The organism is Paraburkholderia humisilvae (assembly GCF_902859855.1).
GTDB lineage: Bacteria > Pseudomonadota > Gammaproteobacteria > Burkholderiales > Burkholderiaceae > Paraburkholderia > Paraburkholderia humisilvae.
Genome location: NZ_CADIKH010000019.1, coordinates 152,170 through 166,907, shown reverse-complemented (window position 1 = coordinate 166,907; position 14,738 = coordinate 152,170). Strand labels below are relative to the sequence as shown.

Genomic DNA, 14,738 nt, shown 5'->3' with positions numbered 1-14,738 from the left:
CGGTGCGGCCATGGGCGCATCGCGCGCGGCGGTCGATGCGGGTTATGTGCCGAATGACTATCAGGTCGGACAGACCGGCAAGATCGTCGCGCCGCAACTGTATGTGGCGGTCGGCATCTCCGGTGCGATCCAGCACCTCGCGGGGATGAAAGACTCGAAGGTGATCGTCGCGATCAACAAGGACCCGGAGGCGCCGATTTTTAGCGTGGCGGATTACGCGCTTGAAGCCGATCTGTTTGCGGCGATACCCGACCTGGTAAGCGCCCTCGTCTAAGCCGCCTCATCGTCATAAGCCCTGCCCCGAAGGTTGGATACAACTCCAGCCTGAGGGGCTTTTATGTGCCTGCGCCAAACAAACCTCTACAGCCACCGGTCGTCACGCATCGTTAACACTCTCTAAACGTTTCCAGATCGATCTCGCAAGTCAACGGTATCTTTCCTCTTTTCCTTTCCTATACTCGTTCGTACTTGAGCCGACATGGAGTTGAATCACGATCACATTTTATTTAGGTATCCATATGTATTAAATATCTGTCGGATGCGCAGAAAGCGCCGACGGATGAAGGTGCTCAGTTTGATGTTCGTGGAGGCAATATGAGAATCGAATACGATGCAGTGGTCGGATCGGGAGCCGGACAGTGGTACGGCCAGCTGATCGTCTCCAATCTTCACTACGAAGATGACAGCTCCGTGCAGGTCAACCAATATCTGGCGATGACTTTTAACGCACCAGCGGCCGTCACCGACACAGATATTTACCTGGCGTTTGACAAATCATGGGTGGAAACCACAGTCACCGTTCAGTCGGTTCAGATCGACACCAATCTGTTTTCCATTTCAGCGACAGTCGATTTCGCAGAGCCGCATTCGATGGATCCGAACGACCAGATCACAATCGCCGTAAACGGCGATCTGACAAAGGACCCTGACTCCTACCTGAACTCGTTTGTCATTGCCGCCGACGCTTCGCCTGACGTGAACGGCACCGCGGCGATCGCCTGTGCAGCCGTACCCGACCCCGCGCTATCCAGCGTCGCGCCGGTTATTCAATTCCTTCGCGGCAGCGAGATCACGCCAGTTACGCTCGAGTACGGCGCGACGGTCAACCAGGCGCTCGCGCAAGGCGACTACACAATTCAGGGTGGTAACGTCAGCACCATCGACCAGACGGTAAGCGCACCGCTCGTGATCTCGCCGGGCCAGTTGACAGTCAGCACCGGTGAAACGATTCCGGTCAACGTGTCGTTCGGGACCGTGCAACGGTCGAGCGCAATCGATATCGTCATTGACACACTAACTGGTCTCGAAAGCGAAACACTCGACGTCAAGGTGGTCGACGTAGCGAACGAGACAACACTCGCGGCATTCTCGAGCAAAACCGGTACGACAACCCAAGTGCGCCTGCTACCACCCAGCGGCAATGCACAGATCAGAATCGGCGATATATCGGTCAACAACGTCGACTACCGCTTCACGGACGTCGACGTGGTGTTGGCCAACCAGTTGCAGACCGTCCCCATCACGAACTCGACGGTCGAACGCACGCCCGTCGATTCCAGCGGATTCGTCACTGTCCCGATCGATATCACCGCCGATGCGACGTTGCCTCAGCAAATCACGCTACGGCTATCCGGAAGCAGCATGAACTATACGCAGACGATCACCGCCGAAACCCAGCTGACCCGCTTCGACATACCGGTGAAACCCGACACGTACACGGTGTCGGCACCGGATTTCCTGTTCGACGGCACGGTATACGAGGTCGACACCCCGGCTCAACTCATCGTCGACAGCGTCGCCGCGACCACGCTCGAAGTGTCGATCGAAACATCAGCCAACCTGAACGTACCGGGGTTTCCTTCTTATCTGTCCTTCGGCGGCTGTGCGGACCTCACGCCAGGGAACCAGGCCGATTTCGTCAGTGCGCGCGCAACGTCCGTATTCAAATACGCAGGCAACGACGGCGCGGGTGACCCCAACACCTACCTCACTGACGACACCGCGACCACCAGCACGATCACCCTTGCTCGCAATGTCGAGGCGAAATTGGGCGGACAGTCTGTCTTGCCCGTGATGATCTCCTACACGTGCAATCTGTCGCAAGGCGATACGAAAAGCATCCTGGCCAACACCGATCAGCACGCACACAGTTTCGCAAATCTGATTCTGACACTGAACACGGCAAACGATGCGATCGACAGCACCCATCCGATACCGGCCGGGATCATCGTGAACCCCGACTTCATCGGCGCGTGCCAGCAAGGCGGCATCCCGGCCACTTACGCGATGCCGGTGCGCCAGCCACTGCAAACCGCGTTGGAGCATTGGTCAATCAAAGCGACCATTCCGGACAGCATCACCGAAGACGTGACGGGGTACGTCGCAGCCGTCAACTGGCTTGTCCAGACGGTGGCGCCCGCCATCGTCTTCGGCTGGCAAATCAACCTGTGGGGGCTCGGCAGATCCGAATGGATCTACGAAGACGCGGACCCGCTCGATATTGCACAACAAACCGCCGCGTATGTCGACAATCTCGCCGTGTACAGCGGCACATGGAAGCCGCACTTCCTCGCGATCGACCGTTACGAAGCCGACGATTTCACACAGCGCGCGTACGTGAACGGCTATTGCTACGGCCCGCGCGAATGGGGCCGCTACTTCGATTTCTGCCAGGGCATGAGCCGCGCACTCAAACTACCGGTGATGCCGTGGCAGATTCCGGCGAGCCGCACACCGAATACGGCCGATCCGGTGAACACGGATTTCGATAGCCAGCACTGGGGCACCGGCGGCAGTTGCATACTGGGCGACCCAGCAATCGGCGCCGACTATCACAACGTGCATCCGACGATTCTCGCGCTGCAATTTCCGTCGTCATTTCAGGCCGATATGGGCGCAACCGCCGAAGATATGTTCATCCGTTCGGAGCCGTTCGATATCAGCCAACCTGCTTACACCGACTTTCCGTTGCGCGGCATCTTCTCTGTACTGCTCGGAGGCGGCTCGACAACCGGAATCATCTCGACGGTCGGCAACCCCGAGCCATGGACGCGAAACAAGCTGAATGCCTATATGGACAATCCGATCCGGTTCGACACCGCATCAGGCCGACACAGGTAACCGTTCATCTAACGATGGCATCGCACTCCGAAGGTCGTTTAGGACTTCCGTACTTTTGGAGTGCCATTCTCGCTAGGCCTGCGTGGACCGATTCGCCACCACATTGACCGCGCGGGCCGCGTCCTCGCCCGGTATGATCTCCGGCGCAATGGCTTCCAGCGTCTGCTGACTCGTTTCAATCCGCAGCGCGAGAATGGCCAGACTCATCAGTACCAGCACCGCGCTCACCATCGACACGACGCCCGTCACACCGAAATGCGTGTACAGCACGATCGCGACATACGGTGTCGACATCGACGCCGCGCGTCCGCAGGTTCCCGCCACACCGGTCCCGCGCAGCCGGTGCGTCGTTGGAAACAGCTCGGGAATGTAGCCGAACAGACCCAGCGTGCACACGGTGTAAATCGTCGTCACCAGCGCGAAGCCGACCACCGAAATCGCCGCAGGGTCGCGCATCTGGACATAGACGTAACCGAGCACGACAGTCAGCACCGAAAACAGCACGAGCCCGTTACGTCGGCCCAGCCGGTCCGCGATGAAGTACCCGACAATCGCACCCGCCGGCGCACCGAACGACATCAGCAGCACAAACCCGAGCGACTGGACGATCGTCAGCCCTTCTTTCACGAAGAAGGTCGGCAGCCACGCCACAAAGCCATACAGCGACATGTTGATCGCCATACAGGTGAGCGCGGCAACCAGCGTGCGGCCGATCACACCGCGCTCGAACAGCGCGGAAAACGGCGCGCGCGGCGCTTCATGATTGAACACATGCGCGACGGGCGGCAGTGTTCCGACCTTCGCCGCCACCTCGCGCTCGATCTCCGCGACGGTCGCTTCCGCCTCTTCGAGGCGCCCGACCGTCTCGAGCCAGCGCGGCGACTCCGGCATCCGGTGGCGCAGCACCCAGACGATCACCGCGCCGACGCCCGCAATCGCGAACATATAGCGCCAGCCCAGATGCGGTATCACCCAGTAGCCGATCGCGGTCGCGCCGAGCAGCCCCGAGTTTGTAATCAGCGCGAGTAGCGAGATCCATCGGCCGCGTGTGCCCGGCGGCACAAATTCGCTCAGTGTGCCGGCCGCGACGACCAGTTCCGCGCCGAGACCAATGCCCATCAGCAAGCGCAGCAGAATCAGCCATTCGATATTCGGCGCAAAGGTCGCGGCGATCGATGCAAGCCCGAAAATCGCGAGATTCGCCTGATACGAATAACGGCGGCCGAAGCGGTCGCCCAGATAGCCGGATAGGCCGGCGCCGATCATCATCCCGAGAAACGTCGCCGAGATAAAAAACGAGCCGACGTGCAGATCGGTAAACCCGGTCTTCACCATCGCGGCCAATGAGCCGTTCGCGAGATAGATGTCGAAAGCATCGAGAAAGGCGCCCGCTCCGATCAGGAACAGGATTTTCCAGTGAAACGACGTAATGGGCAGGCGATCGAGGCGAGCGCCCGAATTGACGATAGCCAAATCCGTCTCCGTTTTGTTTGAGTTCGAAGCCATTCACCGGTGCTTTCTGAGCGAGCACGTCCCTGCGTCATGCGAATGGCGATGCGTTACTGCTACGTGAAGAGAGTGCCGTCAGCGCGGCGGCCGCGCAATTTGCTTTTTTCAAACGCCGCGTTCAGCAAAATCGAATGCGTCATTCGTTGCGGCGCGGTGTGTCCGCGATGCGCTGCGCCTTCAGGATGACCGGCATATCGACCATCCTGCCGTCGACCGCGACCGCCGCGCCGCCGCTTTGCCCGACCGCGTGCAAGACGCGCTTCGCCCAGTCATATTCCGCTTCGCTCCATGCATAGGCGCGATGTACCGCCGCCAGTTGCTTCGGGTGAATGCACAACTTGCCGCCGAAGCCCAGGCGCCGGGCGCGGCGCGCATCCGCTTCGACCGATTGCAGGTCGTCGATGGCGGTCGATACGCCGTCGACCGGCGCCGCGAGACCCGCCAGACGCGACGCGAGTACGATGCCCGAACGGAATGCGATCAGCTCGTCCTCGTTGGCTTCCATACCGAGATCGACCTGGAAGTCGAGTGTGCCGAACATCAGGCGGTCTACCGATTCGGCGCGGCACACTTCGTCAAGCCGCGCGTAACCTCGCGCCGATTCGATGATCGGCGAAACCTTGAGGCGCGCATGCGCGAGTTCGCGAATTACCGCGATCGACGCGCTGTCCTCGGCCTTCGGCAGCACAATGCCGGCCACGCCAGGATGCGCGGCGAGCGCGGCAACGTCCGCGGCAAACCATTCGGTCTGCGCGCCGTTGATGCGCACGTACATGGGCGCCGCGGCATCGAGCCCGGCGAGCACCGCGTCGCGCGCGAGCGTCTTTTCAGCGGGCTGTACCGCATCTTCGAGATCGAAAATCACCGCGTCCGCGCCCGCGTTGCGCGCCTTGCCGAAACGTTCGGGCCGGTTGCCCGGCACGAACAGATACGAGCACGGCGCGCTCATGCCGCCACCGCCGCATGACCGACGACGCGTCCCACCCGCTCCTGCGAAACAATTCGCCATGCGTCGTTGAGCAGATGCTCGACCTCCGCCTCGCCGAGCGCGCCGGAAAACTTCACCAGTTGCCGGAGCTTCGTCGAAATCTCCTCGCGGGACAGCGTATTGCCGGGGTCGCCCTTCGGTTCGTCGACGCGGCCATGCAGCACGCGTCCATCGGTCAGGTGCACGCTGACCTTGCCGATCCAGCGCACCGGATACGCACGATCGACTTCCACGTCGTACACCATCTCGACCTTGCCGCGAAACGCGACGATCGGGTCCGCGAGGAAATGCTGTTCGAACTCGTTCACGCCCGCATAGCCGTAGTAGCTGATGATCGCGAGCACCGTGCCCATATTGAACTTCGCCTGATGCACGGTCTGCGGCTTGACGACCGCACCGAGCACGTCGATCGCACCTTGATGCACATGCGCGACCACCCGCTCGATCTCCTGCGGCTTCAGTTTATTTTTGACAATGACGTCGAGCAATGCGTCCGCGGCCGGATGCGTATGACGGCACGCGGCATGGTATTTGAACGACGTTTCGACGGTTGCCCACCGTTCGCCGAGCCGATCGACGAGCCTCGCCGGATCGGCATCGCTCGACATGCCAGCCGCCATTCCCTTCGCGCCTTCCAGAATGTGCTTCGCTCCCTTGAAGCCGTCCGCCGCAAGTTGCGCGGCCATCAGGCCGTTCGCGGCGGCCATCGCCGTATGCAACTGCTTCGAATCGGCGGCATCGCGCAGAAACTCCCACAGGCCCGCCGCCTGCGTGCCCGCGGAACCAAACGCGTCGAGCATCGCGACTGGCGACAGTTTCAACAGCCGGCCGGCGGTAGCCGCCGCCGCGACCGTCCCCGCGGTGCCGGTCGTATGAAACACCTTGTAGTGCGAGCGGCCGAGAAATTCGCCGATGCGGATGCCGACTTCGTAGCCTGCGACCGCCGCGGTAATCAACTCCTCACCCGAAGCGCCGAGCTGCTGCGCGAGCGCGAGCGCAACTGGAAACACCACCGCGGCCGGATGAAACACCGAACCGTTGTGCACGTCGTCCTGCTCGACGAAATGCGCAGCGGCGCCGTTGACCATCGCCGCGAAGAACGGCGACGTACGGCTGCCGTCGATCAGCACTTCAGCGGGACCGTCGGCCGGCCCCGTCGTGCGCGCGAAGCGCGCGATGCTTTCGACAGGCCGCGCGCCCTTGCCTGCCAGGGTGGAACCGAGCCAGTCGACATACAGATTGACGGTGCGCTCAACCACGTCACGAGGAATACGCTCGAATGAAAGATTGGCCGCGAAGGTCGCGAGCACCTCGCTCTGATTGCTCTGAGTGTCCGCGCTTGCGGTGGATGGGGTGGACGTCATCGCGTGTCTCCGGTGTTCGTTCGGGAATGCCGTTCAGTTCAAATCGCCGCTTCAACGCGGCGTATCCGCTAGATTGCTTTCGCGCTGCGCAGCGCAGCAATGTGCGCCGCGTCGTAGCCGAGTTCGCGCAAGATCGAATCGGTATGCTCGCCGAGCGCGGGCACCGCATCCATGCGTGGCACGAAGTTCTCAGGGACGCCCGGCGGCAGCAGCGCCGGGACCTCGCCGGCAGGCGTGCGCACCGAGCGCCAGCGTTCGCGCGCCTTCAATTGCGGATGCGCCCAGACATCCTGCATCGCGTTCATCTGCGCGTTCGCAATGCCCACCTTGTCGAGCCGCTCGATCACCTGCGCCGCGCTCATGCTGGAAAACGCATGCTCGATGATCTCGCGCAACGCATCGCGCGCTGCGCTGCGTTTCGAGTTCGACGAGAAGCGTTCGTCGGTCACGAGTTCCGGCTGACCAAGCACGTCCTCGCAAAAGAGCCGCCATTCGCGCTCGTTCTGCAGGCCCATCATCACGGTTCTGCGATCGCCGGCCATAAAAGGACCGTACGGATAGATGGTCGCGTGCGATGCGCCGGACAGCGCGGGCGGCGTTTGCCCTTCAAACGCGTAGTACATCGGATACCCCATCCACTCGACCATGCTCTCGAGCATCGACACGTCGATCCGGCAGCCTTTGCCGGTGCGGCCACGCAACAGCAGCGCGCTCAGGATGTTCGTATACGCGTACATGCCCGCCGCGATATCCGCGATCGAGCAGCCGGCTTTCGCGGGCGCGTCGGGCGAACCCGTGACCGACAGAAAGCCGGCTTCGCTCTGGATCAGCAGGTCATAGGCCTTCTTGTCGCGATACGGTCCGTTGTCGCCATAGCCGGAGATATTGCAGACGATCAGCCGCGGATGCTCGGCCGACAGCGTGTCGTAGCCCAGCCCGAGCCGGTCGGCCGCTCCCGGCGCGAGGTTTTGCACCAGCACATCCGCATCGGCGAGCAACGCGGCGAGAATGGCCGACGCGTCCGGGTTCTTGACGTCCAGCGTCAGGCTTTCCTTCGAGCGGTTGGTCCACACGAAGTGCGACGACAGCCCGTTCACGCGCTCATCGTAGCCACGCGCAAAGTCGCCGGCGCCGGGGCGTTCCACCTTGATCACGCGTGCGCCGAGGTCCGCGAGTTGCCGCGTGCAGAACGGCGCGGCAATCGCATGCTCGAGCGTCACGACCTTGATACCGTCGAGAGGTCGCATGATCGGCTCCATCAGAATGAACGCGGCAGACCGAGGATATGCTCGGCCACGTACGACAGAATCAGGTTCGTCGAGATCGGCGCAACCTGGTACAGACGCGTTTCGCGGAACTTGCGTTCGACGTCATATTCGCTGGCAAAGCCGAACCCGCCGTGAAACTGCAGGCACGCGTTCGCCGCTTCCCACGACGCATCCGCGGCGAGCAGCTTGGCCATATTCGCCTGCGCGCCGCACGGCTCCTGCGCATCGAAGCGGCGCGCCGCTTCGAAACGCATCAGGCTGGCCGCCTCGACGTTCACGAACGAGCGCGCGATCGGAAACTGCACCCCCTGGTTCTGCCCGATCGGCCGGCCGAATACGATCCGTTCTTTCGCATACTGCGACACCTTGTCGACAAACCAGTAGCCGTCGCCGATACATTCGGCCGCGATCAGCGTGCGTTCGGCGTTCAGTCCGTCGAGGATGTATTTGAAGCCCTTGCCTTCCTCGCCGATCAGGTTTTCCGCGGGAATTTCGAGGTTATCGAAGAACAGCTCGTTGGTCTCGTGATTGACCATGTTCGCAATCGGCTGCACCGACATTCCGTGGCCGATTGCTTCACGCAAATCGACGATAAAAATCGACATCCCCTCGGATTTGCGCTGCACATCCGACAACGGCGTGGTGCGCGCGAGCAGGATCATCAAGTCCGAATGCTGCACACGTGAAATCCAGACCTTCTGGCCATTCACGACATAGCGTTCGCCGCGCCGCACCGCGGTGGTCTTGATCTTCGTCGTGTCGGTGCCGGTGGTCGGCTCGGTCACGCCCATCGACTGCAAGCGCAACTCGCCGCTCGCGATCTTCGGCAGGTAGCGCTGCTTCTGCTCCTGCGAACCGTGGCGCAGCAGCGTGCCCATGTTGTACATCTGTCCATGGCAAGCGCCCGAGTTGCCGCCCGCGCGGTTGATCTCTTCCATGATCACCGACGCCTCGGTCAGGCCCAGGCCCGAGCCGCCGTATTCCTGCGGAATCAGCGCGGCGAGCCAGCCGGCTTGGGTCAACGCATCGACGAACGCTTCAGGATAGCCGCGCGCTTCGTCGATCTTGCGGAAGTATTCGGCGGGAAACTGCTGGCACAAATCGCGCACCGCTTCGCGGATGTCGGTGAATGAATCGGAATGAGTGGTCTGCATGATCGAATCACAGGAAATCGGTTGGAAGTCAGGCGCGGCGGCAGCGCTCACGCCAGTTGCGCGGTCGCGCGCATCGTCTGATAGCCTTCGTGGTCCTTGGCCCATAGCTCGACGGTCTTGCCATCGGCGGACGGCACGCCACATACGGTGAACGGACGATTCGCGAAGGTCGGGCGCTGCGCGCGGAATTCGAAGCGACGCACGACGGCCGCGGGTTGCTCGCGGTGCACGAGGTCGATCAGGCAAGTCGCAATCAGCGGCCCATGCACGACCAGGTCCGGATAGCCCTCTTCGTTCGTCACATACGGGTAGTCGTAGTGAATCCGGTGGCCGTTGAAGGTCAGCGCCGAGTAGCGGAACAGCATCACCGGATCGGGATGGATCGTGCGGCTCCAGTGTTCGCCATCCGGCGCCCGCTCGGGCACCTTGCTCGCCTCCGCCGGCTGCGGCGGATCACGATAGACGATGTCATGCTCTTCTTCGATCGCGACGCGCCCGGCCTGCGCGACGCTGTGCGAAACGGTGACGAACACGAGCTTGCCGGTACGGCCGGTCTTTTCGTCCACTTTTTCGATCGTCGACGTGCGCGTCGCGGTCCCACCCACTTCAAGCGGCGCGTGGAACGTCAGGCGCCCGCCCGCCCACATGCGTCGCGGCAAGGCGACCGGCGGCAGAAAGCCGCCGCGCTTCGGATGGCCGTCCGGGCCGACATCGGAAAGCGGCGCGACCGGCAGAAAGTACAACCAATGCCAGAGCGGCGGAATGGTGCCGGGCGGGACCGCGCGCTCAAGCGTGGCCGCGAGCGCGGTGACGGGAAATGCGGACAGGTAGTCGTCGTGCGATTCGCTGCGTCCGACCCAGGTGTCGAGTGACGGATTCGATTGAGGCATTGCTGTGTCTCCGGCCTGTATGCGGGTTTGGTAACCACTATGCACCGCGCGCGCGGCTTTTCGAAGTTGTTATTTCTTAAGGTCGCGTTCGGGTTTTGTTAATGCCGTTTCTGCGTGAGACGCCGATCACGCGCACGCGTTCCCTCGCCGTGCCGCCCCGCTGTATTCCCCCGGCGCGGCGCAAAAGCTTTTCTATCCCGGTTGCTGATTTCTTCTCGTTTGCCGCAAACGGCCGCAAAAACGATAGTGCTTTCACCGAAAGCGCAATGCACTTTCGTTTCCCGCTAACGAATGGAGAAGCAGAATGAAGCTGAAGGACAAGGTTGTTTTAATCACCGGCGGCACGTCGGGCATCGGGCTGGAAACCGCCAGACTGTTTCGTGACGAAGGCGCACAGGTGGCCGTGGTCGGCACAAACCCGGCGCGCCTGACCCGCGCGGCCGTCGAACTCGGCCACGACGCGCTCGCGATCCGCGCGGACTTGCGCCACCTCGCCGACATCGACGCCGCGATCACCGAGGTCGTGACACGATACGGGCGCATCGACATCGTATTTGCGAATGCCGGCGCCGCGACCGCCGCGCCGCTCGAAGAGGTCACCAGCGAGCAGATCGACGAGCAGTTCGCGCTGAACTTTAAAGGCCTTTTCTTCACGGTGCAGAAGGCCGCGCCGTATCTGTCGTCGGGTAGCGCGGTCATCGTCACCACGTCCTTCCTCAATGAAGTCGGCGCACCGGGGCTGTCCATCCTCTCCGCAACGAAGGCCGCGGTACGCTCCCTCGTGCGCTCGCTCGGCGCGGAACTGGCGCCGCGCCGCATCCGCGTGAACGCGGTGAGCCCCGGCCCGATCGCGACGCCGTTTCACGGCAAGCTGGGTCTGTCAGCCGAGCGGGTGTCGCAAACCGCGGCGGCACTGGAAGCGGGTGTGCCGCTCAAGCGGCTCGGCGAACCCGCCGAAATCGCGAAAGCGGCGCTCTTTCTCGCAAGCGATGACGCGTCGTACATCACGGGCGCCGAGCTCGTCGTCGACGGAGGGTTCACGCAGATCTAGAACAACACCGTTGCGGATGCAACCAGTCCGTTCGCCGCGCCGCGGCGGTTCATCAATCGGTACACCGCACTGCAACACCGTCGCCGCGAGCACGCTGCACGCGGCGGCGGTGTTTTGCGTAAAATCGGCATGCTCAACCGACACTCTGACTCTCCGACTCTCGCTCAACCCGAATCGCCGTCAAACGATCATGCCGCGTACGTCCGCCACGCCCGCTCCCGCCACCCTCACCCAAGCCAGCGCGCGGCGCATCTGGTTGCGCGCGCAGCGGCTCGATACGCCGGAGCCGTTCGGAGCCGATGCCAGCGCCACAGTGGCCGCGATCGAGCATCTCGGGTATGTGCAGATCGATACGATCAACGTCATCGAGCGTTGCCACCATCATATTCTGTGGAACCGCATCCCCGCCTACCGGCGCGAGCATCTGTACCAAGCACAAAGCGTCGACAAGACGGTCTTCGAATACTGGACGCATGCGCTGTCGTACGTACCGACCCGCGATCTCAAGTACTACCTCGCGGATATGAAACTGCATCAGACCACGCCGAAAACCTGGTTCAATTCGGTCACGCCGGCCGACCTGCGCAAGGTGATCGCGCGCATTCGCAAGAACGGCGCACTGTCGATCCGCGACATCGACGACGACATCCCGGTCGAAAAAGACCACCCGTGGGCAAGCCGCAAGCCGTCGAAGCGCGCGCTGCAACTCGCGTTCTTTATCGGCAAGCTGACCGTCAGCGAACGCTCCGGCATGCTGAAGACCTACGAGCTGATCGAGCGGCACTTCGACTGGGAACGGCCGCCGAAGCGGGCGACCGAAAAGGAGACGACCGACTATCTGCTAGCGCGTGCATTGCGCTCACAAGGCGTGGTAAGCCTCGATTCCGTGTGCCACCTGAACGCGAAGCGCAAGCCGCTCGTACGCGCGGCGATCGACATGCGCGTGAAAAAGGGGCTGCTCGTGCCGGTGACCATCGAAGGCGCCGGCAAGATCGAGCACTGGGCCACGCCACAAACGCTGGACGAGATGCCCGAACAAGTGGAAGGCGTGCATATCCTGTCGCCGTTCGATCCGTTGATCATCCAGCGCAAACGGCTGAATCTGCTTTTCGGCTACGAGCACCGTTTCGAAGCGTATGTGCCGAAAGAAAAGCGCCTATACGGCTACTTTGCGTTGCCCGTGCTGGTCGATGGCGAGATTGTCGCGGCGCTCGACCTGAAGGCCGACCGCGAGCGCCGCACGCTGCAGATCCAGCAATGGAGCTGGATCGGCACGCGCAAACGGCAACCGCTCAAGGCCGCGATCGAAAACGGGCTGCACGGCTTCGAACAATTCCAGTTTGCGTCGTGACGCTTCCCCGAGCTGACGCGGGGCGACCCGCGATCAACGCGTCCGCTCCCTCTGCGCAGTCACGACCAGCACGACCGTCGCGTTAGCGGGCAGTTGCGGCTGCGAGAACGGGCAAGAGCAGGATATCGTCGACGCGATGTTTTATCTGGACCGATGCGCGGTTCACGACCGGCGCTGTGCTGGCGGTCGACGGTAGCGCCACGTCGGCCAAGTGGTAAGCTCGGACACCCGGTACACCCGAATGCAAAGCCCGAGGCACTCTGCGATGCAGCGACAATTCGACGACCTTCTGCTGGGCAGCATCGAACTCTTTTGCCTGGCCGCCGAGCTCGGCAGCTTCACGCTCGCCGCGACCGCCGCGAGCGTCACGCCAGCGGCCGTCAGCCGCTCGATTGCGCGACTCGAGGAACGGCTCGGCGTAAGGCTCTTCGTACGCACGACGCGCCAGATCCGCCTGACCGATGCCGGGCGCCACTATTTCGAACAATGCCGCTCGGCGCTCAACCAGCTGGTCGACGCCGAGCGCGAAGTGACCGGTCAGCAGACCGCGCCGGGCGGCCTGCTGCGCATCAGCATGCCGACGCCGTACGGGCACTATCGCGTGCTGCCGTTGCTCGCCGAGTTTCGTGAGCGCTTTCCCAACGTGCAGGTCGACACGCACCTCAGCAACCGCAACATCGACTTCGCCGATGAAGCCTTCGACCTCGCGATTCGCGGCAAGGCGCCAGTCGATTCAAACCTGATCGCACGCAAGCTCGAAGACGCGGAGCTCGTGATCGTCGCGTCGCCCGCTTATCTGAAGCGCTCGGGTACGCCGCAGTCGATCGATGAGTTGCAGATGCACGATTGCATCCAGTTCGAGTTGCCGAGCAGCGGCCGTCCGGTGCCCTGGATTTTCAACGACAACGGCGAAGAACTCGAACTGGTGCCGCACGGCGGCTACGGCGCATCGGGCGACGTGTTGGCCGGCGCGACGCTTGCGCGCCACGACGCCGGCCTCTTTCAGACCTACCGGTTTGTGGTCGACGCGGATTTGCGCGAAGGGCGGCTTGTCGAGGTGTTGAAGGACAAGGGCGGCCGTTCGCGGCCGTTCATTCTGCTATACCCGCATGCGCGGCATCTGTCATCGCGGGTGCGCGCGTTCGTCGAGTTCCTCGTGGAAAAGCTCGCGGTGCGCGGCTCGCCCGGCGCACCGTAACGACGCAGCTGACGCGGTCGCCTCGCGGTCAACCCGGCGAGGCCACGGGCTACTTCGTCAGGCGCAGACTCGTCGACAGCACACTGCCGTCACCGACATCGATCAGCCAGACTTCATCGACATTGGCATACAGCGTCGAGGTTCGCGTTGTGATGTCGGTCGGTTCATCGTCGGTCGGGTCCTGATGATCGTGCCGGTCGGTCAGATACGGCGGCACCAGATGACACACCAGCGCAATCGCGAAATCGCCGTTCGCCGCCGCGAACGCGGACTGCGACAACCTGAGCCGGCCGTGCGCGGTGGCGCGCTTGCCCGCGGTTTCGAGCTCGATGCGGTCGATGGTCTGAACGTAGCCTTTCGCCTTCGCATCAGGCGCGATCACGAGGCGCCGGCCGCTCGATCCGGTGACGGTTTTCTTCAGCACAATGTAGCCGGGCCGTTCGTCATCGGCGAGCGGCACGTCCACTTTCAGGAGATGCGTGCGCGACTCGTAAAGGATGCCGAGCGGCGCGTTCACGACGAATACGAAGCTGCGCTCCTCGGGATCGACGCTGGACGCGGCCTCGCGATGCGACGCGCGATGCGGAAGCGCGGCGACGAGATCGTGCAGCCGGGCGGCAATGGAACGCTTACCCGCGTCTTCCGGCTTGCCGGTCAGCGCGGCGCGCACGGCAACCGGGTCGTCGCTGTGGAACGCGGTATCGGGCTTGTGTTGCGCGGCAACGTTGTTCGCATAAAACATCAGCGTCAGCGCAAGCGCCGCGAAATAAGGCCATGGCCGTATATGGATCACCCTTTGCAACGCGCCCCCCGCTTTTATCTGGATGTTCTGACAAAAGAGGCGC

At 62.6% G+C, this 14,738-nt stretch carries 12 protein-coding genes; 5 read left to right on the top strand and 7 right to left on the bottom strand.

Translation table 11 applies throughout. The annotated features are described in order from the left end of the window. Both HV796_RS21235 and HV796_RS21230 read left to right on the top strand, forming a co-directional pair. Window positions 1-274, top strand: a 274-nt coding sequence (locus HV796_RS21235) for an FAD-binding protein (RefSeq protein WP_217477963.1), incomplete at its 5' end; no start/stop codon positions are given. 320 nt (window positions 275-594) lie between these two features. Beyond that, window positions 595-3,120 (top strand): hypothetical protein, encoded by a 2,526-nt coding sequence (locus HV796_RS21230; protein WP_175228471.1) that lies wholly within the window; start codon window positions 595-597, stop codon window positions 3,118-3,120. A 72-nt stretch (window positions 3,121-3,192) separates the two neighbouring features. Here the strand turns inward: HV796_RS21230 and HV796_RS21225 are convergent, their stop codons facing one another. The 6 genes from HV796_RS21225 to HV796_RS21200 form a co-directional block, all read right to left on the bottom strand. Beyond that, complete coding sequence (locus tag HV796_RS21225; protein ID WP_175228470.1) at window positions 3,193-4,626, bottom strand: MFS transporter; 1,434 nt, start codon at window positions 4,624-4,626, stop codon at window positions 3,193-3,195. Between the two features lie 139 nt (window positions 4,627-4,765). Beyond that, on the bottom strand, window positions 4,766-5,578 hold the full coding sequence (locus HV796_RS21220; protein ID WP_175228469.1) for an HpcH/HpaI aldolase/citrate lyase family protein: 813 nt from the start codon (window positions 5,576-5,578) through the stop codon (window positions 4,766-4,768). Further along, window positions 5,575-6,981, bottom strand: a complete 1,407-nt coding sequence (locus HV796_RS21215) for an MmgE/PrpD family protein (RefSeq protein ID WP_175228468.1) — start codon at window positions 6,979-6,981, stop codon at window positions 5,575-5,577. The genes HV796_RS21220 and HV796_RS21215 overlap by 4 nt, the downstream gene beginning before the upstream one ends. 68 nt (window positions 6,982-7,049) lie before the next feature. Further along, a complete protein-coding gene (locus HV796_RS21210; protein ID WP_175228467.1) occupies window positions 7,050-8,228 on the bottom strand; it encodes a CaiB/BaiF CoA transferase family protein in 1,179 nt (392 codons plus the stop codon). An 11-nt stretch (window positions 8,229-8,239) separates the two neighbouring features. After that, a complete protein-coding gene (locus HV796_RS21205) occupies window positions 8,240-9,403 on the bottom strand; it encodes an acyl-CoA dehydrogenase family protein (RefSeq protein ID WP_175228466.1) in 1,164 nt (387 codons plus the stop codon). A gap of 47 nt (window positions 9,404-9,450) precedes the next feature. Beyond that, complete coding sequence (locus tag HV796_RS21200) at window positions 9,451-10,293, bottom strand: HTD2 family dehydratase (RefSeq protein ID WP_175228465.1); 843 nt, start codon at window positions 10,291-10,293, stop codon at window positions 9,451-9,453. Between the two features lie 304 nt (window positions 10,294-10,597). On the opposite strand from HV796_RS21200, the gene HV796_RS21195 reads away from it, so the two are divergent. The 3 genes from HV796_RS21195 to HV796_RS21185 all read left to right on the top strand — a co-directional run bounded on the left by HV796_RS21195 (window position 10,598) and on the right by HV796_RS21185 (window position 13,893). Continuing rightward, window positions 10,598-11,344, top strand: coding sequence for an SDR family oxidoreductase (locus HV796_RS21195; RefSeq protein ID WP_175228464.1), 747 nt, complete (start codon window positions 10,598-10,600; stop codon window positions 11,342-11,344). Between the two features lie 190 nt (window positions 11,345-11,534). Continuing rightward, window positions 11,535-12,695, top strand: a complete 1,161-nt coding sequence (locus tag HV796_RS21190; protein WP_175228463.1) for a winged helix-turn-helix domain-containing protein — start codon at window positions 11,535-11,537, stop codon at window positions 12,693-12,695. 265 nt (window positions 12,696-12,960) lie between these two features. Then, entirely contained in the window at window positions 12,961-13,893 is a 933-nt protein-coding gene (locus HV796_RS21185; RefSeq protein ID WP_175228462.1) for a LysR family transcriptional regulator, read from the top strand. 49 nt (window positions 13,894-13,942) lie between these two features. Here HV796_RS21185 and HV796_RS21180 read toward each other — a convergent pair whose 3' ends face one another. After that, window positions 13,943-14,686, bottom strand: coding sequence for a hypothetical protein (locus tag HV796_RS21180; protein ID WP_246355967.1), 744 nt, complete (start codon window positions 14,684-14,686; stop codon window positions 13,943-13,945). Window positions 14,687-14,738: the final 52 nt, after the last annotated feature.